Below are 20,573 nucleotides of genomic sequence, written 5' to 3'. Positions count from 1 at the left end.
CAACGACGTCCACCGTCCTGCCCATGGGTGAACGGGACCAATCGAGAAAACGGCGCGAAAGGGACGCGTCGGGAAATCAGCCGAGCTGCTCGTCCACGAAGCACCAGCGCCAGGCCTCGCCCGGTTCGATCGAGCGCATGACCGGGTGGTCGGTGTCGTGGAAGTGCGCCGCGGCGTGCTTGCCGACGGACGAGTCGCAGCAGCCGACGTGCCCGCAGGTCAGGCACAGCCGCAGGTGCACCCAGTGGGTGCCGTCCCGCAGGCACTCCTCGCACCCGTTCGGGGTGGTCGGCTCGACGAACCGCGGCGCGTCCTGCAGGTGCTCGCAGTCGCCGGCGCGCTTCTCGTGCGTCATGAGCTCGTCGTCGAGCCGGGCGGCGGCGTCGGCCACCCGGTCGAGCAGCGACTCCTCGAGGTCGATGGCCTGCAGCGCCCGCCGCAGCACCTCGTCGTCGTAGACCCCGCGGTCGCGGGCCTCGAGGATCGACCCGCGCTCGGCCGACAGCATCTGCAGCCGCAGCCGCCGGTAGGCGGCGGCGGGGGGCTCGAGCTCGGCGTGCGAGCGTCCGAGCTGCTCCCACATACGGTTGCTGCGGGCGTTGGCCCGGGCCCGTAGTTCCTCGAGCACCTCGTCGGCGTCGTCCTCGGACGCGACCTCGTCGAGCGCGGCGAGGCCCGCCTGGGTGGCGGCCTGCACCAGCTGCGCGCTCTGCAGGGCGTCCTCGGCGGGGTCCGGCGCGGGCAGCTTCAGCCGTCGCACCAGCCACGGCAGCGTGAGCCCCTGGATCAGCAGCGTCCCCGCCACGACGACGAACGCGGCCACGACGAGCAGTGACCGTTCCGGGGTCTCGGCGGGCAGCAGGAACACGGCCGCCAACGTCACGACACCGCGCATGCCCGCCCACGAGACGGCCGTGGCCGCCTGCCACGACCACGGGTTGGCCCCCAGCAGCTTGATGGTCGCGGTCGAGGCGAACATCCACACGATGCGGACGACGATCGTCGTCACGAGGACGACGACACAGGTCCAGATGACCGGCCCGAGGTCTGAGTGGTCGCTGCGGACGTCGTCGACGAGGCGCCGCACCTGCAGGCCGATGAGCAGGAACACGACGTTCTCGAGCAGGAACTGCACCGTGCGCCAGTTGATGTTCTCGGCGATGCGGCTGCTCGCGGTCTGCAGCTTCGGGGCGTTGTGGCCGAGGAGCAGGCCGGCGACCACGACGGCGAGGACCCCCGAGGCGTGGATCTCCTCGGCGGGCAGGAAGGCGACGTACGGCGCCGCGAACGACAGCGTGGTGTCGAGCACCGGGTCGTCGATGCGCTTGCGGACGAACCCCAGCACCAGCGCGACCACGACGCCGATGAGCACGCCGCCGCCGGCCGCGACGACGAAGTCCCAGGCGACCTCGCCGGGGGTGACCGTGGCGGTGATGGCGGCGATCGTGGTGTTGAGCGCGACCAGGGCGGTCGCGTCGTTGACGAGGCTCTCGCCCTCGAGGATCGAGACGATGCGCCGCGGCATGCCGACGCGACGCGCGACGGTGGTGGCGGCCACCGCGTCGGGCGGGGCGACCACGGCGCCGAGGGCGAACGCCGCCGCCAGGCCGGCGCCCGGGATGACCCACCACGCGACCAGGCCGACGGCCACGGTGGAGAAGACGACGAGCCCGACCGACAGCAGCAGGATGGCCCGCCGGTTGGCGCGGAAGTCGACGAGGCTCGTCCTGATCGCCGCCGCGTACAGCAGCGGTGGCAGCAGCCCGAGCAGGACGAGATCGGGCGTCAGGTCGATCTCGAGGACGCCGGGGATGTAGCTGATGCCGATACCGACGACCACCAGCACCAGCGGTTCGGACCAGCCGACGCGGCGGGCGAGACCCGCGACGACTCCGACGACGGCGACGAGGCCGAGGATGTCGATCGCGGGGTGCACCGACCCATCTTGCCGAATCGCCGGCGGACGGTGGTCCGCCGGCGACGGCAAGGACGGTTACGTCACCAGGGTCAGCGGGTCACCTGGCTCGCCGGCGGAGCCGTGATGGTGACCGGCACGTTGTAGCCGGTGATGAGGAAGGAGCTCGTCACGGTCTGGCCCCCCGCGGTCACCGACGTGTCGGTGCGCACCGGGCGTCCGTCCGGGTCGAGGTACAGGTCGACCGGGATGTCGCTGATGCCGGAGGCGCTGATGTCGGTTCCGAGCAGCTTGCCGATCTTCGCCGCGTCGACGACGAGCCGGTAGTGCGTCGTGTCGGTGCCGTCGATCTTCTCGGTGCCGGCCTTGGTGATCGACTTCGTCGCGTCGAGGTAGATCTTGGCCTGGCCGACGGACGAGAGGTTGAGGGTCTGATCGAGCGTCTTGGCGAGCTGACGCACGACCGGGTCGCTGCTGGTCGCGGTGATCAGCCGGTACGGCTTGCCCGGGTCGGTGCGGATGCCCGGCTGCTTGATGTAGCTCGCGCCGTCGACGACGATGATCGTCGAGGTGCCGGTCGGCAGGGTCTGCTGCACGTCGAGCGCGACGAGCTTGCTGTTCGAGATCTTCTGCTTGCCGATGCCGGTGATCTTCGTGCCGGCGAGGCCGGTCTCGCTGCGGAAGGTCAGACTGGTCACCTTGTTCAGCGCGGCGGTCATGGTGGCCACCAGCTCGGCCGGGTTCGCGTCGGCCGGTGCGCCCGAGCCGCCCGAGCCGGTGTCCGACGACAGCACCGAGGACGACCCGCCGGACGGTTCCGACGACGGCGCCGAGGACGGGGCGGACGACGGTGCCGACGAGCCGGTCGCGGGCCCGGTCGTGACCGGGGTGCCGGAGGTGGTCGAGGAGCCGCAGGCGGCGAGGGACACGGCGAGGGGCAGCGCGACGAGGGTGGCGCCGAGGCGTCGGGTGATCATGCCTCGTTCGTACCCTGCGCGGGAGCGGTCGGCACGTCGGACGGGCGGGGACCGGTGCCCGTCTCCTCAGCTGCCGGAGGTCACCGCTGGATCTGCCCCGCGGGCGGCGCGGTGACGGTGACCGGGGCGTCGAACTTCGAGAAGATCGCGGTGGCGTCGGCCTTCGAGCCGGCCACGGTCGGACGGGCGCGCACCTGTACCGGACGGTTCTGCGCGTCGACCGAGAGCGTCACCGGCACGTCGCCGGTGACCGTGCCGCCCAGCCCGCCGAGCTTCGCCGGGTCGACGACCAGGTCGTACCTCGTGACGGCGACGCCGCCGACCTTGCCGGTGCCCGCGGGCTTCACCGTCCGCGCGGCCGTGACCACGTCACCGAGGCTGCCGACGTTGCCCACCGCGAGGGCGACGTCGACGAAGGTCGCGACCTGCTTCACGATCAGGTTCGTGCTCGACGCGTCGACGACCAGCCACGGTTTCGACCCGCCCAGCGCCGGCGGCAGCTTCACGTAGCGCTTGTCGCCGAGGACGACGAGCGACGCGCTGCCGACGCCGTCGAGGGTGAGGTCGGCGGCCAGGCCCTCCAGTGCGCCGGTGTCGAGCTTCTCGTCGCCCGTCCCCGAGAACTTCTGACCACCGTAGGTACCGGTGATCGCGACGTGCGCCGAGCTCAGCTGCGCGACCGCGCCCGCCACCCGTCCGGCGAGATCGCCCGACCCGGCCGCCGGGCTCGGCGACTTCGCACCGCCGCCACCGTCGGACGTGCACGCACCGAGCGCGAGCAGGGCGGCGAGGACGATCAGCAGGCGTCGCATGTCGTCATGCGTACCAGGCGTTCCTGGTCGTCAGCGGCGGACGTCCCACGCGTGATGCGCGAGGTCGTGCAGGAAGTAGCGCGCGAACGACTCGACCGTGAACGCCGAGCCGTTCGAGCGGCGCCCCGGACGCTGCCACCGGTCGCCGTCGACGGCCGCGAACGCGTCCGCGACCGAGGACGCCGCCGCCTCGAGCTCCCGGCGGACGGTCGCCGGGTCGGCCTCCCAGTAGCGCCGGGCGACGGCGGTCTCGTCCTGGTCCCAGTTGGCGAACAGCGGGTCGTCCTCGGTCAGCATGAGGTCGAGCCGCTGCTCGAACAGCACGCAGACGTCGCGCACGTGGCAGGCGTACTCGAGCGGCGACCAGACGGTGGGAGACGGACGTCCCGTGTCGTCGGCGCGCTCTGCCAGTTCGCCGGCGTAGCGGCGGGTCAGGCCGGGGACCTCCGGGCGCGTGACGGCGGTGGCGTCGAACCCGCAGTCGAGGCACGGGCGCGTGAGCGTCCAGGTCCAGTCCTTGCCGTCCGGCTCGGGGACGGCCGGCGTGCTCACTGCTCGGCCCCGCGTCCGGCGACGAGCAGCACGTGGGTGTCGGGCCAGGGCAGGGGCGCGCCGTCCGCGTCGAGCAGGTCCGCGGCGGGCCCGAACACGTTCTCGACGAGCCACTCGTTGCGCCAGGGACCCGAGCGCGGGTCGACCTCGAGACCCAGTGAGTTGGACAACGCGACCCAGTCCTTCCAGGAGTAGTGGCAGAACGTCTCGTGCATCTCCGACAGCCAGTTGTCGGTGTAGCTCATGGTCTCGAGGAACTCCATCGCGTCGCGCAGCGGGAGCTCGACCGTCCGCTCGTCGACGACCTCGTAGGTGAACGGACCGTGGAAGTCCTGCGCGAACTGGGCCACGCGCGAGCCGGGTGGCAGCGTGTCGAGGTACGTCCTCGGGTCGTCGACCGCGCGCAGGTCGACGGCGGGTGTGCCGACGTCCCCGTCGCGAAATCGCAGTCGTACCAGGCGGTCCGGGTCGTCCGGGCCGCAGACGTCCGAGTTGATCCACACCCCGCCGGGGGCGGTCTGCGCCGCGATGGTGGCGGCGAAGCGACGCAGGTCGTGCGCGCCGTCGCCGTAGCTGTAGATCTCGTGCGTGAGCGCGAAGGTGAGGGTGGTGTCGACCGTCCGGTCGGGGAAGACCGCGCCGGCGAGCACGTTGCGTTGGTGGAAGAACGTGTTCGGGTTGGCGAACGCGCCCTGCGCCTTCTTGTGCTCGCACTCCTCGTAGAGGTGGCGGGCCACCTCGATGCCGTAGAGGTCCGACTCGGCGAGGCCGGCGTCGGCGGCGGCGAGTTCGAGCATGCCGCCGGTCGCGCAGCCGATGTCGACGATGCGTCCCGGCCGCACGTACGGGCGCGCCTGCGCCCACTTGCGGCGGGCGGCGTGCTCGAACGACGTGCTGTACGTGCGGTAGTCGCGCGTGTCGGTGAGCGAACCCTCGCTGCTGACGACCGGATCGGCGGCGAGCATGCGCACGTGGGCGGCGAGGTCGTAGCGGTCGACGACGTCGACCGACGCGGGATGGGCGTCACGGCGCCAGGTGTCGTCCCCGGCGGCCAGGCGGTCGAGCAGGTGCCACGGCGTGGGCGGGCCGGACGCGTCGCTCGCCTCGACCGTGGCGATGCGGTACCCGAGCGCCCGGTACAGCGCGGCCACCGCGGGCGTCGAACACGCGACGACGGTGTCGTCCGGGGTCAGCTCGAGGCCGGTCGCGTGCTGCACGTTCTTCACCGTGATGTCCGCGAACCGGTCGGTGGGCGGCACGTCGACGATCGGCACCACCAGCGACCGCAGGCCCTCGCGCCACGAGAACTGCTCGATGGCGGCCTCGCGGCGGTGCGCGGCGACCGGGTTGCGGCGGGTGTTCTGGTGGTTGGCGCTGGTCACGGCCCAGATGACGTCCGCATCGTCGGCGAAGGTGAGCGCGACGCCCGCGTCGTCGGTCGTCCACCCGCCCAGCAGGTCGGCGAGGTACTGCGCCTGGAAGCGCGTCAGCAGGTGGTGGCGTCCGGGGAACAGCACGTGGCGTAGCACCGCATCAACGTACGAGGTGCAGGGTGCGGTCCGCGACGGAGATGCGGACGGTCTGCCCCCAGCTCAGCGTGAGCGCGTCCGACTCGATGCCGTCGCCGAAGGCGACGAGCCGGTCGGACGCGACCGTGATCTCCGGGTCGGCGTCACCCTCGGTCAGTGACGTGCCCGTCGCCGGCGAGGGCCACGCCTCGCGCACGAACCACGCGAGGCGGGGCTCGTCCGGGGCCGGCATGGCCAGGTTGCTGTGCCGCTCGAGCGCGGCGGACGCGCACCAGCCGGTCGCGCCGGTGCCGGTCGCCGCGATGAGACCCGAGGACGCCTGGGCCTCGCGACGTCCGTCGGGCAGGGTGAGCGTCCAGCGGGCGGTCTGGTGCGACGGGTGGCCGACGAACACCTCGTTGAGCGCGAGCAGCCGCTGCCCGTCGTCCAGGGTGGCCGCGACCATGGTGCGGTGCTCGACCTCGTCGCGGCGGTGCAGCAGAGACGTGATCTCGGCCGGCCGGTGGGTGACGAGCACGCCCGCGTTCCGTCCGGGTTCGGGATCGATGCCGATCACCGGCTGTCCATCGAGGTACTTCGCGACGTTGGCGACGAGCCCGTCCTGCCCGACGACGACCACGACGTCGTCGGGCGCGAACAGGAAGCGCGACAGGTCCTCACGTTCGACGCTGCCGCGGCGCCAGTCGAGCGGGATCGCCGCCGTGACCGTCGCCAGGGCACCGCCGACGGCCTCGTGGCGCAGCTCGACCTCGTGGATGGCGCGCCCGCGGGTCTCGAGGAAGAACGCCGCCTGTCCCCGCGAGCCGTGGCGTTGCAGCAGCTGCTCGTACTCGGTGCGCCGGTGCACGATCACCACCCGCGGTGCGAGGCTCACTGCCCGCTCCCGAGCCGGGCCAGCACCGGGGCCAGCAGGTCGGGCGTCACCGTGAGGTGCTCGATCTTGGGCAGGTTCTCGGCCAGGTCGCGGATCGCCAGCGCGAGCAGCACCCGCGGGTCGACGCCGGCGTACGGCTCGATCTCGGCGGCGTTCTGGTCGCGGGTGGCCTCGGCGCGCACCGCGGAGAGCTCGCGCATGCGCGACGCCTCGGCCTGCACCTTGACGAGGTCGGCCGCCGCGGTCTCCTCCGCCTGCCGGCGGTCGTTGGCGCCCTGCTGCGTCACGAGCTGTTCCTTGCGGCGGGCGAGCTCGATCTGGTTCTGCAGCTCGTTCTCGGCGATCGCACGCTCGCGCTCGACGGCGACCGCGCGGCGCTCGTAGGTCGCTCGGTCGGCGTCCTGCTGGATCTGCTCGCGCGTCGGCGTCTGCAGCGCCCGCTCGACGTCGGCCTCCGGACGGACGGCGACCACGCGGACGTCGAGCACGGCGACACCGGTGGTGACGAGGCGCGCGTCGTTCTGCAGTCCCTCGGCGATGCGGTCGCGCACGGTGCGGACGCCCTCGGTGAGCGCCGCGTCGAGCCTGACGCCGGCGAGCAGGTCGAGCGCGTGCTGCTGCGCCGACTCGGTGAGCATCCCGGCCAGCTGTTCCAGCGGCGTGCCCGTCCACAGTCCCGTCGTCGGGTCGATCGCGAAGTCGATGCGCGCGGTGGCCGCGGCAGCGTCGACGATGCGGTACGTGACCGTGGCCTGCACGGTGACGTCCTGGAAGTCGGCGGTGCGGGCGTGGAACAGCAGCGGCAGCTCGCGGTCGTCCATGGGGACCTCCGAGAGCACGGCGCTCAGCGGCCGGAACCAGAACGCGGCGGCGAGACCCTCGTGGGTGATGCGGCCGTTGCGCAGGTGCCGCACGTAGCTGGTCGGACCCACCCGGAGGTGCCGGGTGAAGGGGTAGCGGGTGACGGTGGCCATGACTCCTCCTCGTTGTTGTCGTCAACATGACGATAAGCGATCTCGAGGATTGTCGTCAAGCTGACGATTACGTAGGGTCGGTCACATGGCGCACCCCCCGTTCGCGGTCACCGTCGACCTCGTCGTGCTGACGATCCGCGACGACGAGCTGTGCGTGCTGCTCGTGCGCCGGGGCGAGGCGCCCTACGCCGGGCGGTGGGCGTTGCCGGGCGGGTTCGTCCGTCCGGACGAGGACCTCGACGCGGCGGCCGCCCGCGAACTCGCGGAGGAGACCGGCCTGCGACCCGCGGACGTCCATGTCGAGCAGCTGCGTTCGTACGGCGCGCCCCGCCGAGACCCGCGCATGCGGACGGTCACGGTCGCCTACCTCGCGCTCGCGCCGTCCCTGCCGTCGCCGGTCGCGGGCACGGACGCCGCCGACGCGCGCTGGACGCCCGTCGCGTCCGTCGGGAGGCTGGCGTTCGACCACGACGCGATCCTGGCGGACGGTATTGCGCGTGCGCGCGCAAAGTTGGAGTACGCCCCGGTCGCGACGGCGTTCTGTTCCCCCGAGTTCACGGTGGCGGAACTGCGACGGGTCTACGAGATCGTCTGGGGCACGCCGCTCGACCCGCGCAACTTCCACCGCAAGGTGACGTCCGTGCGCGGACTGCTCGAACCGACGGGTGAGACCACCACCCGCAACGGCGGACGTCCCGCAGAGCTGTTCCGCCGGGGACCGGCGGACCTGCTGCTCCCGCCGATCCTGCGCAGCTGACCGCTCTCGACCACGTCTGACCTGTTCTCGACGGGTGATCAAGAAGAGGAAGAGCTCGTCAGAGCGGGCCTTTCCTCTTCTTGATCACCAGCGCGGAGAGGGGGAGCGGGGGGTCAGAGCGGGCGCAGCAGGTCGTCGGCGTCGACGATCGTGTACGCGTAGCCCTGCTCGGCGAGGAAGCGCTGCCGGTGGGCGGCGTACTCGGCGTCCAGGGTGTCGCGCGAGACGACGGTGTAGAAGTGCGCCTGCCGGCCGTCCGCCTTGGGGCGCAGCACCCGGCCGAGCCGCTGGGCCTCCTCCTGCCGCGACCCGAACGTGCCGGACATCTGGATCGCCACGGCCGCCTCGGGCAGGTCGATCGAGAAGTTCGCGACCTTGCTGACCACGAGCACGCGCTGCTCGCCGCGGCGGAACTCGTCGTACAGCCGCTCGCGCTCCTTCGTCGGCGTCGAACCCTGGATGATCGGTGCGCCGCCGAGTTCGGCCGACACGTCGTCGAGCTGGTCGAGATAGGCGCCGATCACGAGCACCTGTTCGTCCGGGTGCTTCTCGACGATCGTCCGGATGACGGGCAGCTTGGTGCGCGCGGTGGCCGCGAGCTTGTAACGCTCCTCGGGCTCGGCGGTGGCGTAGGCCATGCGCTCGGCGTCGGTGAGCGTGACCCGCACCTCGGTGCAGTCGGCGGGGGCGATCCAGCCCTGGTTCTCGATGTCCTTCCACGGCGCGTCGTACCGCTTGGGGCCGATGAGCGAGAAGACGTCGCCCTCGCGGCCGTCCTCGCGGATCAGCGTGGCCGTCAGGCCGAGCCGCCGCCGCGACTGCAGGTCGGCGGTGAGCCGGAAGATCGGCGCGGGCAGCAGGTGCACCTCGTCGTAGATGATCAGACCCCAGTCGCGGGAGTCGAACAGCTCGAGGTGGCGGTACTCGCCCTTCCGGCGCGTCGTCATCACCTGGTAGGTGGCGATGGTGACGGGTCGGATCTCCTTCTTCTCGCCGCTGTACTCACCGATCTCGTCCTCGGTCAGCGTCGTGCGCTCGATCAGCTCGCGCTTCCATTGCCGACCCGCGACGGTGTTGGTGACGAGGATCAGCGTGGTGGCCTTCGCCTTGTCCATGGCGGCCGCGCCGACCATCGTCTTGCCGGCGCCGCAGGGCAGCACGACCACGCCCGAGCCACCGGCCCAGAACATGTCCGCGGCCTGCTGCTGGTAGTCGCGCAGCGTCCAGTCGTCCTGCTCCAGCGAGATCTCGTGCGCCTCGCCATCGACGTAACCGGCGAGGTCGTCCGCAGGCCAGCCGACCTTGAGCAGCGCCTGCTTGAGCCGTCCGCGCTCGGACGGGTGCACCAGCACGGTGTCGTCGTCGACGCGCGTGCCGAGCATCGGCGCGATCTTCTTCTGCCGCAGGATCTCCTCGAGCACCGCGCGGTCGAGGCTGACGAGCGCGAGCCCGTGGGTGGGGTGCTTGACCAGCTGCAGCCGGCCGTAGCGGTCCATGGTGTCGGCGACGTCGACCAGCAGCGCGTGCGGCACGGCGTAGCGCGAGAAGCGCACGAGCGCGTCGACGACCTGCTCGGCGTCGTGCCCGGCCGCGCGCGCGTTCCACAACCCCAGCGGCGTCAGCCGGTAGGTGTGGACGTGCTCGGGCGAGCGCTCGAGCTCGGCGAACGGCGCGATCGCGGCGCGGGCCTCGGCGGCCTGCGGGTGGTCGACCTCGAGCAGCAGGGTCTTGTCGGACTGAACGATCAACGGGCCGTCGGTCACGGAACTCCTCGTGCGGTGGGGCGACTGTCCATGTTCTCAAACAAGCGGACGGTGCGCCCGTCTTCCCGTCCGGAATCTCCACCCGGGGTCAACCGTCGGGTTGATCCGCCGAGCGACGGATCGGACGAGTCTTCTCGCCATGGACATCACCGACTGGATCATCGACATCGCGCTCATCGCCATCGTCTTCCGCCAGATCCGCGAGGCCCGCCTGGACCTCGTCGCGGTCCTGCTGCCGCTCGGGCTCTGCGTCTTCGTGGGCCAGAAGTACCTGGACGGCGTCCCGTCCGGCGGCAACAACCTGCTGCTGATCGCCGGCTTCACCGCGGTCGGCATCGCCTGCGGCGTGCTGAGCGGCCTGACCACCCGGGTCCGCGCGGACGGCGGCAGGTACGCCCTGGTCAAGGCGGGCTGGGTCGCCGCCGGCACGTGGGTCGCCAGCATGGGCTTCCGGCTCGGTTTCGTCGTCTGGGCGACCCACGGCGGCGCGGCGACGCTGGGCCGCTGGTCGATGGAGCACGGCATCGACACCGACAGGGCCTGGACCGCCGCCCTCGTGCTCATGGCCCTCGGCGAGGTGTTCGTGCGGACGGGCCTGCTGGTCGTCCGCGGTCGCCGTGCCGTGGCCGCCCACCGCACCGCCCCGACGCGGACGCTCGCCGCTGCCTGACCCGCTCGTGCTCCCACCTCCCACGGCGAGTCGGTTGATCATCCGGCCGGATGATCGACCGACTCGCCGTGGAAGGCGTGGGGTGGACGGAACCGAACCGGACAGCCGGGGCGACGCGCTACTCCGACACCAGGCCCCGTCGCCAGGCCCACGCGACGAGGCCCGGACGCCCGTCGACGTCCAGCTTGGCGAGGACGTGGTTGAGGTGCGTCTTCACGGTCGCCTCGCTGAGCACGAGCCGCCGCGCGACCTGACCGTTCGTGAGTCCCTGCGCGACGAGTTGCACCACCTCGACCTCGCGGCGGGTCAGACCACCGAGATCGGGTTCGGCGGCAGGTGGCGGGGTGGGCGCGCCGTCGCGCAGCAGCTCCAGCAGCCGTCGCTGGACGTCCGCGTCGAGCACCGTCCGCCCGGCAGCGACGTCCCGGACGGCCTGCACGAGCGTCTCGCCCTCGACGTCCTTCGTCAGGTAGCCCGCCGCCCCGGCCCGCAACGCGGGCAGCACGGCGTCGTCGTCGGCGTACGTGGTGAGGATCAGCACGGGCGAGCCCGGGTGGTCGCGGACGAGTTCCGCGGTCGCGGCGGCGCCGTCGAGCACGGGCATGCGCAGGTCCAGCAGCACCACGTCGGGACGGTGTTCGGCCACCGCGTCGACCGCGGCGCGACCGTCACCGACCGCGGCGACGACGTCGACCTCGCCGCTCGCCGTCAGCAGCAGCCGCAACCCGTCGCGCACCACGGCCTGGTCGTCGGCCAGCACGAGCCGGATCACGCGACCACCCGCGGGACGCTCGCCCGCACCCGCCAGCCCGTGCCGTGCGGCCCGGCCTCGACCGTCCCTCCGGCGGCGGCGATCCGTTCGGACATCCCGGCCAGGCCGAGCCCGGTGCCGGCGCCGACCGAGCCGACGGCGTCGCGGGTGCGTCCGCTGTCGAGGACGTCGACGACGAGACGGTCGTCGCGCCAGTCGAGACGGACGGTCACGGCGGCGCCGGGGGCGTGGCGGACGGCGTTGGTGAGCGCCTCCTGCACGGTCCGGTAGACGGCGTGGCCGGCCTCGGCGCCGACGCTGCCCGGGGAGCCCTCGACCTGCAGCCGGACGTCCCCGGGCTGGCGGGCGACGAGCGCGGGCAGCGCGTCCAGGTCGAGCCCGGCGGGGTCGCGCAGGGTGCCGACCGCGGCGCGGGCCTCCTGGAGTCCCTCGCGGGCGAGGGTGGCGGCGGTGTCGAGGGGCGCGAGGATCTCGGGACCGGCGCCCTCGCGCGCGGCGACGGCCCGCGCGGCCTGCAGCTGCACCGACAGGCCGGCGAGACTGTGGGCGAGCACGTCGTGCATCTCGCGCGCGATGCGACCGCGTTCCTGCAGCGCGGCCGCCTGCTCCGCCGCCTCGCGCGCCGCCTGGGCCTCGACCAGCAGCGCCGTGGCGCGGTCGCGCTCGCGCACCAGGTCGCGCTGGTCGACCGAGCGTTGCACGAGCAGCGGGACCCCCGCCGCGGCGAACAACCCGAACCACGAGTCGGCGATGACGGCGATCGCGACACCGAACCCGGCCGCGGACAGGCCGGTGAACCACGACAACGCGCGCCCCTCGAACGCGGCGGGCGCCCGCGCGACCGCCACGAGGACGAGCACCTCGGCCACACCGGTGTGGGACGTGAAGCAGGCGGCGAGCCCGAGCCCGGTGGCGGCGGAGAGCGCGACGGCGCGGACGGTCGCCCCGTCGTGGCGGACGAACTGCAGTGCCACCGATCCCGCGCCCATGAGCACGCCCGCCGCGATGCGCAGTACCAGGCCGTGGGCGCCGGCGACGGTGATGCCGGTCATGACCGCCCACATCGGCACCCGCCACCACAGTGGGTCGACGGGCAGCACCCGGCGCAGCGAGTCCGACGGCAGGATGCCGAAGTCGGCATCCGACGCGTGACGGTGCGCGGTCACGACGCGCCCGGCTCCGCGGCGTCCGGGTCGTCCTCGTCCAGCAGCCGGATGGCGGTGATGCGGTGCACCGCGTAGGACGCCAGCCCCGGTCGGCCCCGCTCGTACCCGCGCACGGTGCCCGCCGCGAGCGAGATCGGCTGCAGCGTGTGCGCGGTGGTGCTGCCGTCGGCCTCGGCCCAGCCGAACCAGACCAGGCGGGCCTCGCGCACCGCGGTGCGCAGCTGCTCCATGGTCGCCGCGGACGTGACGCCGGGGACGGACGCGGCCACGGCCTGCACCCGCGGGTCGCGCCCGGACAGGGCGTCACCCGAGCGGACGCGGCGCACCAGCTCGGCCAGCTGCGCGTCGCCCCGCGCGGCACCGCGTCCGGCGCCGACGCGCGCCGGCGGGCGGGGGCCGGCGCGCGGCGGTTCGGTGCCGAGGGTGATCAGCTCGCCGTCGGGCGACTCGGCGGCCGGGGCGAACCCGGCCTCGCGCAGCGTGGCGAGCACGTCGGTGATGGACGCCGTGGCGATGGCGACGGTGGGCGCGATGAGGCGCATCCCCAGCACGCCGGTCGCGCGCTCGGCCAGGACCCGGGCGAGCAGCGCGGTGTCGTCGCAGCGCAGGTAGGCGCCGGCGGTGCCGGCCCGCAGCACGCCGTGGCGGCGCGCGGCGTCGTCGATGAGGTAGGTCAGCGACTGCGGCACCGGCGTGCGCGAGTGCTGGGTGATGAACGCGGTGAGCGTGCGTCCGGACCGTCCCGCGTCGAGCGCCCGCCGCACCGAGCGGTCGGTGATGCGGTAGACGCTCGCCCCGCCGCTGGACTCCAGGTCGGCGATCAGGTCGAGTTCGAGCCCGAGCTGCGGGGTGGGCGGCCCCGGCACCACGACGGTCAGGTCGGGCTGCACGAGGAAGTGGTCGACCGGTTCGGGCAGCGCCTGGCGCAGCGCGTCCTCGGCGGCGGCGGGGGAGCCGGCCAGCAGGGTGCGGCTGTAGCCGGTGAGGCCCCCCGCAGCGGTGACGCCGAGCAGGTCGGCCTCGGCGAGCGCCGCCGTGGCGGCGGGTGCCTGCGCGGCGGCCCGCCGCGGCTGGTGCCACGCCAGCCGGGCGAGCACCGCGTCGCGCGCGCGGGGCGAGGACCCCGGCGGCAGCTCGGCGAGGACGTCGAGGGCGGCTCGGCGTTGGCCGGGCGCGGTGCCGCGCTCGACATCGGGCGACAGGGCCCCGACCACGCGGTCGCGCTCGCCGCGGGCACCGACGAGGCTGGGCTGGCGGGTCATGGTCAACCACGCGTCGGCGAGGGTGAGCCAGCGGGTCGCGGTGCCCCGCTCGCGCCACAGGTCGAACTCGCCGGTCGGCAGGAAGACCGGTTCGAGGCCGGTCGAGGCGTTGAGCAGGCCGGCCGCGTACGCGACCTCGATCAGCGTGGCCGCGGCCGCCTCCTCGACGCCGAGGTCACGGGCGGTGCGGCGCAGCTCGCGCACGCCCACGCCGCCCGAGCGCAGCACCGGCGGCGGTTGGGACGTCCAGTGGTCGCCCAGCGAACCGATCAGCCGCAGGACCTCGAGCACGGCGGTCGTGCCCACCCGGTCGAGCTCGACGGGTTCGCGCTCGACGACCTCGATCGCCGGCGGCTCGGACCCGGGACCCGGCCCCGGTCGGGCGCCGTCGGCGGCCTGCTCGGCGCGCACCGCCCGTCCGATCTCGCGGGGCAGCTCGACCCGTTGACCGCCGATCGGCAGCAGCACCCCGCGGGCCACGAGGCGCTGCGGCGCGTCCGCTTCCTCCCCGGCGCGCGGGACCAGCGCCCGGACGGTGCCCACCGGCGGTCCGGCCGCCAGGCGGGTGAGCACCTCGCGCTCCTCCGGGTCGGACTCCCGCAGCTGCCGTCCCGGCCAGTCGGCGTCGGCGAACAGCCGGGCGAGCCCGTCGACGTCGGTGTCGTGGTGGCGCAGCGCGGCCGCCAGTTGCGTCTCGGGTGCGGTGCGCAGCAGGGCGGCCGCGGGACGGCCGAGCCCGGCCGGGTACTGCCCGACGGCCTCGCGCACGGTCGGCACCAGGTGCACGAGCGTCTCGTCGCCCCAGATCAGCGCGCGGTCGAACAACTCCTCGAGCGCGTCGGGATCGTCGGGGACCGCGTCGTCGCCCGCGCCCGCGGCCAGCATCAGGTTCTCGAGCGCCCGCAGCGCGTGCGCGTCGAGACCGTCGACGGCCCGCTGCACCGACGACCGTGTCGCGGCCCGCCCGGCCAGCGACGCCGTGTCGGCCGGCGCGGGCAGCCCGAGATCGGGACGCAGCCGGAACAGGCGCACCAGGTCGCGGTCGTCGCGCGCGCGCAGCCACCCGGTGAACGTCGTCGGCCGGTCCGGACCCTCGCCCGCGGCGGGCGTCGCGGTCACGTCGTCGGAACCGGGACGGTTCAGTTGTCGCCTGCGAGGTTGGGGCGTTCGTCGGCGTTGGGGTGCATGTAGAACAGCGTCTGCGGCGGCACCGGGAACGCCGTGTCGCCGAACGGCGAGTGGGCGCCCGCCGCTTCGGACATCAGTTCGGAGACGACGAAGTCGTCGCGGTGATCGTTGCCGCCCTGGTACTGCTCGGGCAGGCGCGGGGTGGTGGCGGCCATGTCGTGCCTCTCGCGAAGTCGTCCGGACGCGGACGTTCGAGTTTATCCGGCAGGCGTCGGGGCGGCGCACGGCAGGACGCGATCACGCGGGCGCTCGGGGTGGGAAACGCCTGCCGCCGTTCAGTAACCTGTCAGGGGAGGCATCGCCGGACGGCGGTGCCTCGACCTGTGCAGGCGCCGGGCGCGATCCGGTTCCACGATCTCGAGGAGCACCAGTGCCTTCCGGCAAAGTGAAGTTCTTCAACGCGGAGAAGGGTTTCGGCTTCCTCTCCAACGACGAGGGCGAGGACGTCTTCGTCCACCGCGACGCGTTGCCGGACGGCATGCAGGAGATCAAGCCGGGCACCCGCGTCGAGTACGGCATCGTGTCCGGCCGCAAGGGCAACCAGGCGATGCAGGTGCGCCTGCTCGACCCGGTGCCCTCGGTCGTGCGCAACGTGCGCAAGCCGGCCGAGGAGATGGCCCCGCTCGTCGAGGACCTGATCAAGCTGCTCGACGGCGCGTCGAACACGCTGCGGCGCGGCCGCTACCCCGACCGCGCCGAGGCCCGCAAGATCGCCGGCCTGCTGCGGGTCTTCGCCGACAACCTCGAGGGCTAGATCCTCGCCGACACGTCCGCCGGCACGAGCCCCTCGTCGAACGCCCGCTTCAGCAACGTGCGGACGGCCTGCCGGCCGTCGTCGCCCAGCGAGCGGGTGAACTCGTTGACGTACAGCGCGATGTGCTGACGCTGCACCTCCGGTGACATCTCGTCGGCATGGGCGGCGACGTAGCCGGCGGACGCCTGCGGGTCGTCCCACGCCCGCTCGACGGACGCGCGCACGACGCGGGCGAGCTCCTCGGCGTCGAGACCCCGGCGGGCGAGGATGGCGCCGAGCGGGATGGGCAGGCCGGTGTCGTCCTCCCACCAGGCGCCGAGGTCGGCGAGGCAGGTGAGCCCGAAGTCGCCGTAGGTGAAGCGCGCCTCGTGGATGACGAGCCCGGCGTCGTAGGCGCCGTCGCGCACCGCCGGCATGATCTCGGTGAACGGCACGACGTCGATGCGCGACGGGGTCTGCCCCGCCGCCCACAGCCGGAACAGCAGGTACGCGGTCGAGCGCTCGCTGGGCACCGCCACGCTGCGGCCGTTCAGGTCGGGCAGCCGCTCGCGGCCCAGCACCAGCGGTCCGCAACCGCGCCCGAGCGCCCCGCCGGTGGGCAGCAGCTCGTACTCGTCGAGCAGCCAGGGCAGGGCCGCGTACGACACCTTGACGACGTCGTACTCGCCGCGCTCGGCGGCGTCGTTGGTGACGTCGATGTCGGCGAACGTCACGTCGATGCCGGGCGCTCCCTCGACGAGGCCGTGCGCCCACGCGTGGAACACGAACGTGTCGTTGGGGCAGGGCGAGTACGCCACCCGAAGCGCTGTCATGCCAGTACCTCCGCCACGGCCCGGCCGAGCGCGGCCAGGGCCTCGTCGATGCGCCAGGACGCGCGGTCGCGCGGCCCGACGGGGTTGCTGATCGTGCGCAGTTCGGCCACCGCGACGCCTGCCAGGGCGGCCGCCGCCGCGACCCCGGCACCCTCCATGCCCTCGGCGACCACGTCGGGGAAGCGCCCGGTGAGGGCGTCGGCGCCGCGAGCGCTGCCGGTCACGGTGGCCACCGTGACGACGGTGCCGAGCCGACCGCCGGTGCGGTCGGCCAGCTCGACGGCGAGCTTCGGCTCCACGGGATAGGTGTCGACTCCGAACCCCAGCGCGGACGCCGGGGCGAAGCCGTCGGCCGTCTCGGCGCCGAGGTCGGCGAACACGATGGACGTCGCCACCGCGACGTCCCCGGCGCCGAGCGAGCCGAAACCCCCGCCGATGCCGGCGCTCACGACGAGGTCGGCGGCGCGGGCGGCCAGCTCGCGGGAGGTCGCCGCCGCGGCGGCCGCGGGCCCGACGCCTCCGGCGAGCACCCGGGCGGACGGGACCCGCGCGAGGACCGCGTCGCGTTCGGCCTCGACCGCCGTGACGACGAGGACGTCGGTTCGGTTCGTGGTGCTTCCCAACGCTGTTCGGGGCCGGCTCAGTCGGAGCTGCGCGGCACGCCCTGCTCGTGCAGTGACGGGTCGTACGGTCGCAGATGCGGGTCGAGCGCCGACAGGTCGGGTCCGAAGCCGTGACCCGTGCGCCGCGTCGCCCGGTTGCGCAGCGTGACCAGCACGGCGACCGCGACGGTGATGACGGCCGCGACCGCGAAGGCGATCATGCCGTCGCCCGTGCTCGTGCTCGGCAGGGCCACCCCCAGGCCGGCGCCCAGGACCCAGGCCAGCTGCAGGAACGTCTCGGACCGCGCGAACGCGCTGGAGCGCAGCGTCTCGGCCACGTCGCGCTGGATGAGGGCGTCGAGGGCGATCTTGCCGAGGGCGTTGACGACGGACACGGCGAACAGCACGAGGCAGGCGACGAGCACCGTGAACAGCAGCGCCCCGACGATGCAGACGGCCGCGCCGATCGCCGTCGAGACGATGATCGTCATCTCGGGTCGGGCGGCCTTGAGCCGCGTGCCGATGGCGGTGCCGACGAAGTTGCCCGCGCCCGCGCCGCCCACCACGCCGGCGAGCTGCAGGACGCCGGTGAACCCGTGCGACGTCGACTCGACGTAGAAGGCCAGGTAGATGGTGAACATGCCCGACAGCAGCCGCAGCGCCGACTGGCCCTGCAGCGCGACGACGAGGTGCGGGTCGAAGCCGCGGCGTGCCCAGGCGTGCAGGCGCGCGAGCGGGGGCACCTTGGCCTGTCGCCGGGGCCGGGCGGGCTCGCCGGGGTGGCGCGGCGCGAGGTTGGCCGAGTCGACCTGCCGGGGCAGCTTGAAGGCGAACCACGCGCACACGGCGAACGCGGCGGCGGTGACCACGAGACCGGCCGTGTAGCTGCCGGTGACCTTGATGATCGCGCCGACGGCGCCACCCATCACGACGGTCGAGCCGAGGCCGAAGATCGTCAGCTTGGCGTTGGCCTCGGTGAGCGTCATGCCCGGCGGGACCAGTCGGGGCGCTGCGGCCGCGCGCAGCACCGCGTACGCCTTGGACAGCACCAGCGAGCCGAGCGCGCACGGGTAGAGCACCAGCAGCTCGGTGGGGTGCAGCGCCATCACGAGCGCGAGGACGGCCCGTCCGACGGCGGTGCCGGCCATGGTCCAGCGGCGGCCGTGCTGGAGCCGGTCGAGTGCAGGCCCGATGACGGGGGCGACGACGGCGAACGGCGCCATGGTGACGAGCAGGTAGAGCAGTACGTTGCCGCGCTGCGCGTCGGCGGACGCGCCGAAGAAGACGGTGCCGGCCAGGGCGACGGTGACCATCGCGTCGGTGCCGTAGCTGAGCACCTGGTTCCAGATGAGCGCGGTCAGGCCCGACTGCTCGGCGCCGTCGGCCTTGCTCGCGGTGATGACCTTCTGCGTGACGGTGCGCGCCGCCCGCCCGGTGCCGGAGATCGTGGCCTTGCCCAGGTTGCGGGCGCCGCCGGGACGGCGGCCGCCGCCCTTGCCGAGGTCGACCCGGGTCGGCGACCCCGCCGGGTCGCCGACGCGCGCGGCGACGGTGTCGGCGTGCGGTCCGCCCGCAGCCGCGCCCCCGGGCGGCGGGCGGTGGTACGTCGGGGCGCCGTAGGACGTGTGCGTCTCGGGGCGGCGGTCGTAGTCGGCGTAGCGGCGGTCGGCGGCCCGCTGCTCGGGCAGGTCGGGCAACCGGCGGGTGTGGGCCTCGACCCGCTCGTCGTGCGCCGGGGAGCCGTACTCCCGGGTCGGGCGGTGGGGCGGACGGCCGTGTCCCTGCGGCTCGTCGTCCGGACGGGACGGGCCGTACCCGCCGGGGAGGTCGTGCCGCTCGTCGTGGTCGGCGCGGGCGCCGCGGTACTCGTCGCGGTACTCGTCGCGGTACTCGCCGCGGACGGTGCGCCGCTCGTCCGCCGGGGCGGGACCGGCGCCGGTGTCGCGCGCACCGTAGGACATGTGGCCGGAGCGGGAGAACCGCCCACCGCGCCGGTCGTCCTTCCGTCTCGCCACGCCCTCCATCCTGCCTCACCGTGACGTCCGCGGCGGGTGTGCGCGCCGCGCCGCGACCGGTCGGGGATGATGGCCGGGTGAACCCGTCCGACACGCCCGCTCCCGGTACGGACACTGCCGACCCGTCCACCCCCGCACGGGTGTTCGCGATGCCCGCCGCGCCCGACGACGTGTGCGCCGCCGCCGTCGACGTCGCCCGCGCGGCGGCGGTCGACGCCGCCGACGGTGACGCCGCGCTGGTCGGCGAGCACATCGGCATCCGCGCCGAGGCCGCCCGGGTGGTGACCCACGCCTTCGCCGCCGGCCTGCCCGGCTACGTCGGTTGGTTCTGGGCCGTGACGGTGGCGCGGGCGTCGCGCAGCCGCACGGTGACGGTCGACGAGGTCGTGCTGCTGCCGGGCGACGGCGCGGTGCTGGCGCCGACGTGGGTGCCGTGGAGCGAGCGGGTGCGTCCGGGCGACCTCGGCCCCGGCGACCTGCTGCCGACCACTGCCGACGACGTCCGGCTGGTGCCCGCCTACACGCTCTCGGGCGACCCGCAGGCCGACGAGGTCGCCTTCGAGCTCGGTGTCGGACGCGAGCAGGTGCTCTCCCGCGACGGGCGCGAGCTGGCCGCCGAGCGCTGGTTCAGCGGTGATCGCGGCCCGGACACGCCGATGGCGCGGCAGGCGCCGGGTCGCTGCGGCACGTGCGGGTTCTTCGTCTCGCTCGCCGGCGCGCTCTCGGCCGGCTTCGGCGTCTGCGGCAACGAGCTGGTCGACAGCGACGGGCAGGTGGTGAGCGTCGAGTACGGCTGCGGCGCGCACTCCGGGACCCGCGAGCCGGGGACCGCGCTGGCGGTGGTCGCCGAGGTCGTCTACGACGACGGCGACGAGCTCACGTCCCGCTGAGGGCTACAGTGTCCGTCCGCGGGCGCGGTGGCGGGTCATGATCGCGTAGCCGAGCAGGCCGAGCAGCCAGCCCGCGAGGGCGGTCCAGAGCCAGATGCGGTGGTCGTGCCGGCCCAGCCAGCCCCAGAACGGCAGCAGGGCGACGAACGCGAGGAAGAACAGCGCCGTGCCGGCCGCGACGATGCGCCGCGACTCGAGCCGCACGGCCGGCGGACGGCGCAGGTGCTCCGAGCTCGTGCGGGTGCGGCCCATGCGTCCATCCCATCACAGCGGACGTCCGCGAGTGGCC

At 73.7% G+C, this 20,573-nt stretch carries 20 protein-coding genes; 4 read left to right on the top strand and 16 right to left on the bottom strand.

Annotated elements, in window-relative coordinates; all coding sequences use genetic code 11:
- Nucleotides 1–76 precede the first annotated feature (76 nt).
- From ACYVP9_RS09525 to ACYVP9_RS09495, 7 genes are all read right to left on the bottom strand, one after another.
- Nucleotides 77–1,936, bottom strand: coding sequence for a Na+/H+ antiporter (locus ACYVP9_RS09525; RefSeq protein ID WP_460604549.1), 1,860 nt, complete (start codon nt 1,934–1,936; stop codon nt 77–79).
- A 71-nt stretch (nt 1,937–2,007) separates the two neighbouring features.
- The gene (locus ACYVP9_RS09520) at nt 2,008–2,892 is read right to left on the bottom strand and encodes a LolA-like protein (protein ID WP_460604548.1); all 885 of its coding nucleotides are present in this window, start codon (nt 2,890–2,892) and stop codon (nt 2,008–2,010) included.
- Between the two features lie 80 nt (nt 2,893–2,972).
- On the bottom strand, nt 2,973–3,704 hold the full coding sequence (locus ACYVP9_RS09515; RefSeq protein ID WP_460604547.1) for a hypothetical protein: 732 nt from the start codon (nt 3,702–3,704) through the stop codon (nt 2,973–2,975).
- A 30-nt stretch (nt 3,705–3,734) separates the two neighbouring features.
- Nucleotides 3,735–4,256: a DinB family protein gene (locus tag ACYVP9_RS09510; RefSeq protein ID WP_460604546.1), complete on the bottom strand. Its 522-nt coding sequence runs from the start codon at nt 4,254–4,256 to the stop codon at nt 3,735–3,737.
- Complete coding sequence (locus ACYVP9_RS09505) at nt 4,253–5,785, bottom strand: class I SAM-dependent methyltransferase (RefSeq protein ID WP_460604545.1); 1,533 nt, start codon at nt 5,783–5,785, stop codon at nt 4,253–4,255. The genes ACYVP9_RS09510 and ACYVP9_RS09505 overlap by 4 nt, the downstream gene beginning before the upstream one ends.
- 4 nt (nt 5,786–5,789) lie before the next feature.
- The gene (locus ACYVP9_RS09500; protein WP_460604544.1) at nt 5,790–6,659 is read right to left on the bottom strand and encodes an NAD(+)/NADH kinase; all 870 of its coding nucleotides are present in this window, start codon (nt 6,657–6,659) and stop codon (nt 5,790–5,792) included.
- On the bottom strand, nt 6,656–7,633 hold the full coding sequence (locus ACYVP9_RS09495) for an SPFH domain-containing protein (protein WP_460604543.1): 978 nt from the start codon (nt 7,631–7,633) through the stop codon (nt 6,656–6,658). Before ACYVP9_RS09495 ends, ACYVP9_RS09500 begins: the two co-directional genes overlap by 4 nt.
- An 85-nt stretch (nt 7,634–7,718) precedes the next feature.
- Here ACYVP9_RS09495 and ACYVP9_RS09490 point away from each other — a divergent pair, with 85 nt between their 5' ends.
- Nucleotides 7,719–8,390 (top strand): NUDIX hydrolase, encoded by a 672-nt coding sequence (locus tag ACYVP9_RS09490; RefSeq protein ID WP_460604542.1) that lies wholly within the window; start codon nt 7,719–7,721, stop codon nt 8,388–8,390.
- A gap of 113 nt (nt 8,391–8,503) precedes the next feature.
- On the opposite strand, the gene ACYVP9_RS09485 is transcribed toward ACYVP9_RS09490, so the two are convergent.
- Nucleotides 8,504–10,153, bottom strand: coding sequence for a DEAD/DEAH box helicase (locus ACYVP9_RS09485; protein WP_460604541.1), 1,650 nt, complete (start codon nt 10,151–10,153; stop codon nt 8,504–8,506).
- A 139-nt stretch (nt 10,154–10,292) separates the two neighbouring features.
- Here ACYVP9_RS09485 and ACYVP9_RS09480 point away from each other — a divergent pair, with 139 nt between their 5' ends.
- Nucleotides 10,293–10,823, top strand: coding sequence for a hypothetical protein (locus ACYVP9_RS09480; RefSeq protein ID WP_460604540.1), 531 nt, complete (start codon nt 10,293–10,295; stop codon nt 10,821–10,823).
- A gap of 118 nt (nt 10,824–10,941) precedes the next feature.
- Here ACYVP9_RS09480 and ACYVP9_RS09475 read toward each other — a convergent pair whose 3' ends face one another.
- The 4 genes from ACYVP9_RS09475 to ACYVP9_RS09460 are packed head-to-tail and all read right to left on the bottom strand — an operon-like array spanning nt 10,942 to nt 15,366.
- The gene (locus tag ACYVP9_RS09475; RefSeq protein ID WP_460604539.1) at nt 10,942–11,595 is read right to left on the bottom strand and encodes a response regulator transcription factor; all 654 of its coding nucleotides are present in this window, start codon (nt 11,593–11,595) and stop codon (nt 10,942–10,944) included.
- Nucleotides 11,592–12,761 (bottom strand): sensor histidine kinase, encoded by a 1,170-nt coding sequence (locus ACYVP9_RS09470; protein ID WP_460604538.1) that lies wholly within the window; start codon nt 12,759–12,761, stop codon nt 11,592–11,594. The genes ACYVP9_RS09475 and ACYVP9_RS09470 overlap by 4 nt, the downstream gene beginning before the upstream one ends.
- Nucleotides 12,758–15,142 (bottom strand): helicase-associated domain-containing protein, encoded by a 2,385-nt coding sequence (locus tag ACYVP9_RS09465; RefSeq protein ID WP_460604537.1) that lies wholly within the window; start codon nt 15,140–15,142, stop codon nt 12,758–12,760. The genes ACYVP9_RS09470 and ACYVP9_RS09465 overlap by 4 nt, the downstream gene beginning before the upstream one ends.
- Before the next feature lie 20 nt (nt 15,143–15,162).
- Complete coding sequence (locus ACYVP9_RS09460) at nt 15,163–15,366, bottom strand: hypothetical protein (protein WP_460604536.1); 204 nt, start codon at nt 15,364–15,366, stop codon at nt 15,163–15,165.
- 215 nt (nt 15,367–15,581) lie between these two features.
- Between ACYVP9_RS09460 and ACYVP9_RS09455 the strand changes: the two genes are divergently transcribed.
- The gene (locus tag ACYVP9_RS09455; protein ID WP_460604535.1) at nt 15,582–15,965 is read left to right on the top strand and encodes a cold-shock protein; all 384 of its coding nucleotides are present in this window, start codon (nt 15,582–15,584) and stop codon (nt 15,963–15,965) included.
- Here ACYVP9_RS09455 and ACYVP9_RS09450 read toward each other — a convergent pair.
- From ACYVP9_RS09450 to ACYVP9_RS09440, 3 genes are read right to left on the bottom strand one after another with little or no spacing between them, the layout of a single operon-like run.
- Nucleotides 15,962–16,777, bottom strand: a complete 816-nt coding sequence (locus tag ACYVP9_RS09450) for a 1,4-dihydroxy-6-naphthoate synthase (protein ID WP_460604534.1) — start codon at nt 16,775–16,777, stop codon at nt 15,962–15,964. The genes ACYVP9_RS09455 and ACYVP9_RS09450 overlap by 4 nt on opposite strands.
- On the bottom strand, nt 16,774–17,400 hold the full coding sequence (gene mqnB, locus ACYVP9_RS09445; protein WP_460604533.1) for a nucleoside phosphorylase-I family protein: 627 nt from the start codon (nt 17,398–17,400) through the stop codon (nt 16,774–16,776). Before mqnB ends, ACYVP9_RS09450 begins: the two co-directional genes overlap by 4 nt.
- Nucleotides 17,401–17,417: 17 nt before the next feature.
- The gene (locus tag ACYVP9_RS09440) at nt 17,418–19,394 is read right to left on the bottom strand and encodes an MFS transporter (RefSeq protein ID WP_460604532.1); all 1,977 of its coding nucleotides are present in this window, start codon (nt 19,392–19,394) and stop codon (nt 17,418–17,420) included.
- A gap of 77 nt (nt 19,395–19,471) precedes the next feature.
- Here ACYVP9_RS09440 and ACYVP9_RS09435 point away from each other — a divergent pair, with 77 nt between their 5' ends.
- Nucleotides 19,472–20,284 carry a DUF3027 domain-containing protein gene (locus ACYVP9_RS09435; RefSeq protein WP_460604531.1) on the top strand — a complete coding sequence of 271 codons (813 nt, stop codon included), beginning with the start codon at nt 19,472–19,474 and terminating at the stop codon, nt 20,282–20,284.
- Nucleotides 20,285–20,287: 3 nt separating this feature from the next.
- Here the strand turns inward: ACYVP9_RS09435 and ACYVP9_RS09430 are convergent, their stop codons facing one another.
- Nucleotides 20,288–20,536: a DUF2530 domain-containing protein gene (locus ACYVP9_RS09430; RefSeq protein ID WP_460604530.1), complete on the bottom strand. Its 249-nt coding sequence runs from the start codon at nt 20,534–20,536 to the stop codon at nt 20,288–20,290.
- Nucleotides 20,537–20,573: the final 37 nt, after the last annotated feature.

It is taken from the genome of Jatrophihabitans fulvus, assembly GCF_054781375.1.
Note: the sequence above shows the minus strand (reverse complement) of the source record. Positions and strands in the feature narration are given on the sequence as shown.

What these genes read in the sequence shown, in the direction of transcription:
- ACYVP9_RS09520 (WP_460604548.1), bottom strand. Translation starts at nt 2,892, where the DNA reads ATGATCACCCGACGCCTCGGCGCCACCCTCGTCGCGCTGCCCCTCGCC.
- ACYVP9_RS09515 (WP_460604547.1), bottom strand. Translation starts at nt 3,704, where the DNA reads ATGCGACGCCTGCTGATCGTCCTCGCCGCCCTGCTCGCGCTCGGTGCG.
- ACYVP9_RS09490 (WP_460604542.1), top strand. Translation starts at nt 7,719, where the DNA reads ATGGCGCACCCCCCGTTCGCGGTCACCGTCGACCTCGTCGTGCTGACG.
- ACYVP9_RS09450 (WP_460604534.1), bottom strand. Translation starts at nt 16,777, where the DNA reads ATGACAGCGCTTCGGGTGGCGTACTCGCCCTGCCCCAACGACACGTTC.
- ACYVP9_RS09430 (WP_460604530.1), bottom strand. Translation starts at nt 20,536, where the DNA reads ATGGGCCGCACCCGCACGAGCTCGGAGCACCTGCGCCGTCCGCCGGCC.
- ACYVP9_RS09495 (WP_460604543.1), bottom strand. Translation starts at nt 7,633, where the DNA reads ATGGCCACCGTCACCCGCTACCCCTTCACCCGGCACCTCCGGGTGGGT.
- ACYVP9_RS09480 (WP_460604540.1), top strand. Translation starts at nt 10,293, where the DNA reads ATGGACATCACCGACTGGATCATCGACATCGCGCTCATCGCCATCGTC.
- ACYVP9_RS09460 (WP_460604536.1), bottom strand. Translation starts at nt 15,366, where the DNA reads ATGGCCGCCACCACCCCGCGCCTGCCCGAGCAGTACCAGGGCGGCAAC.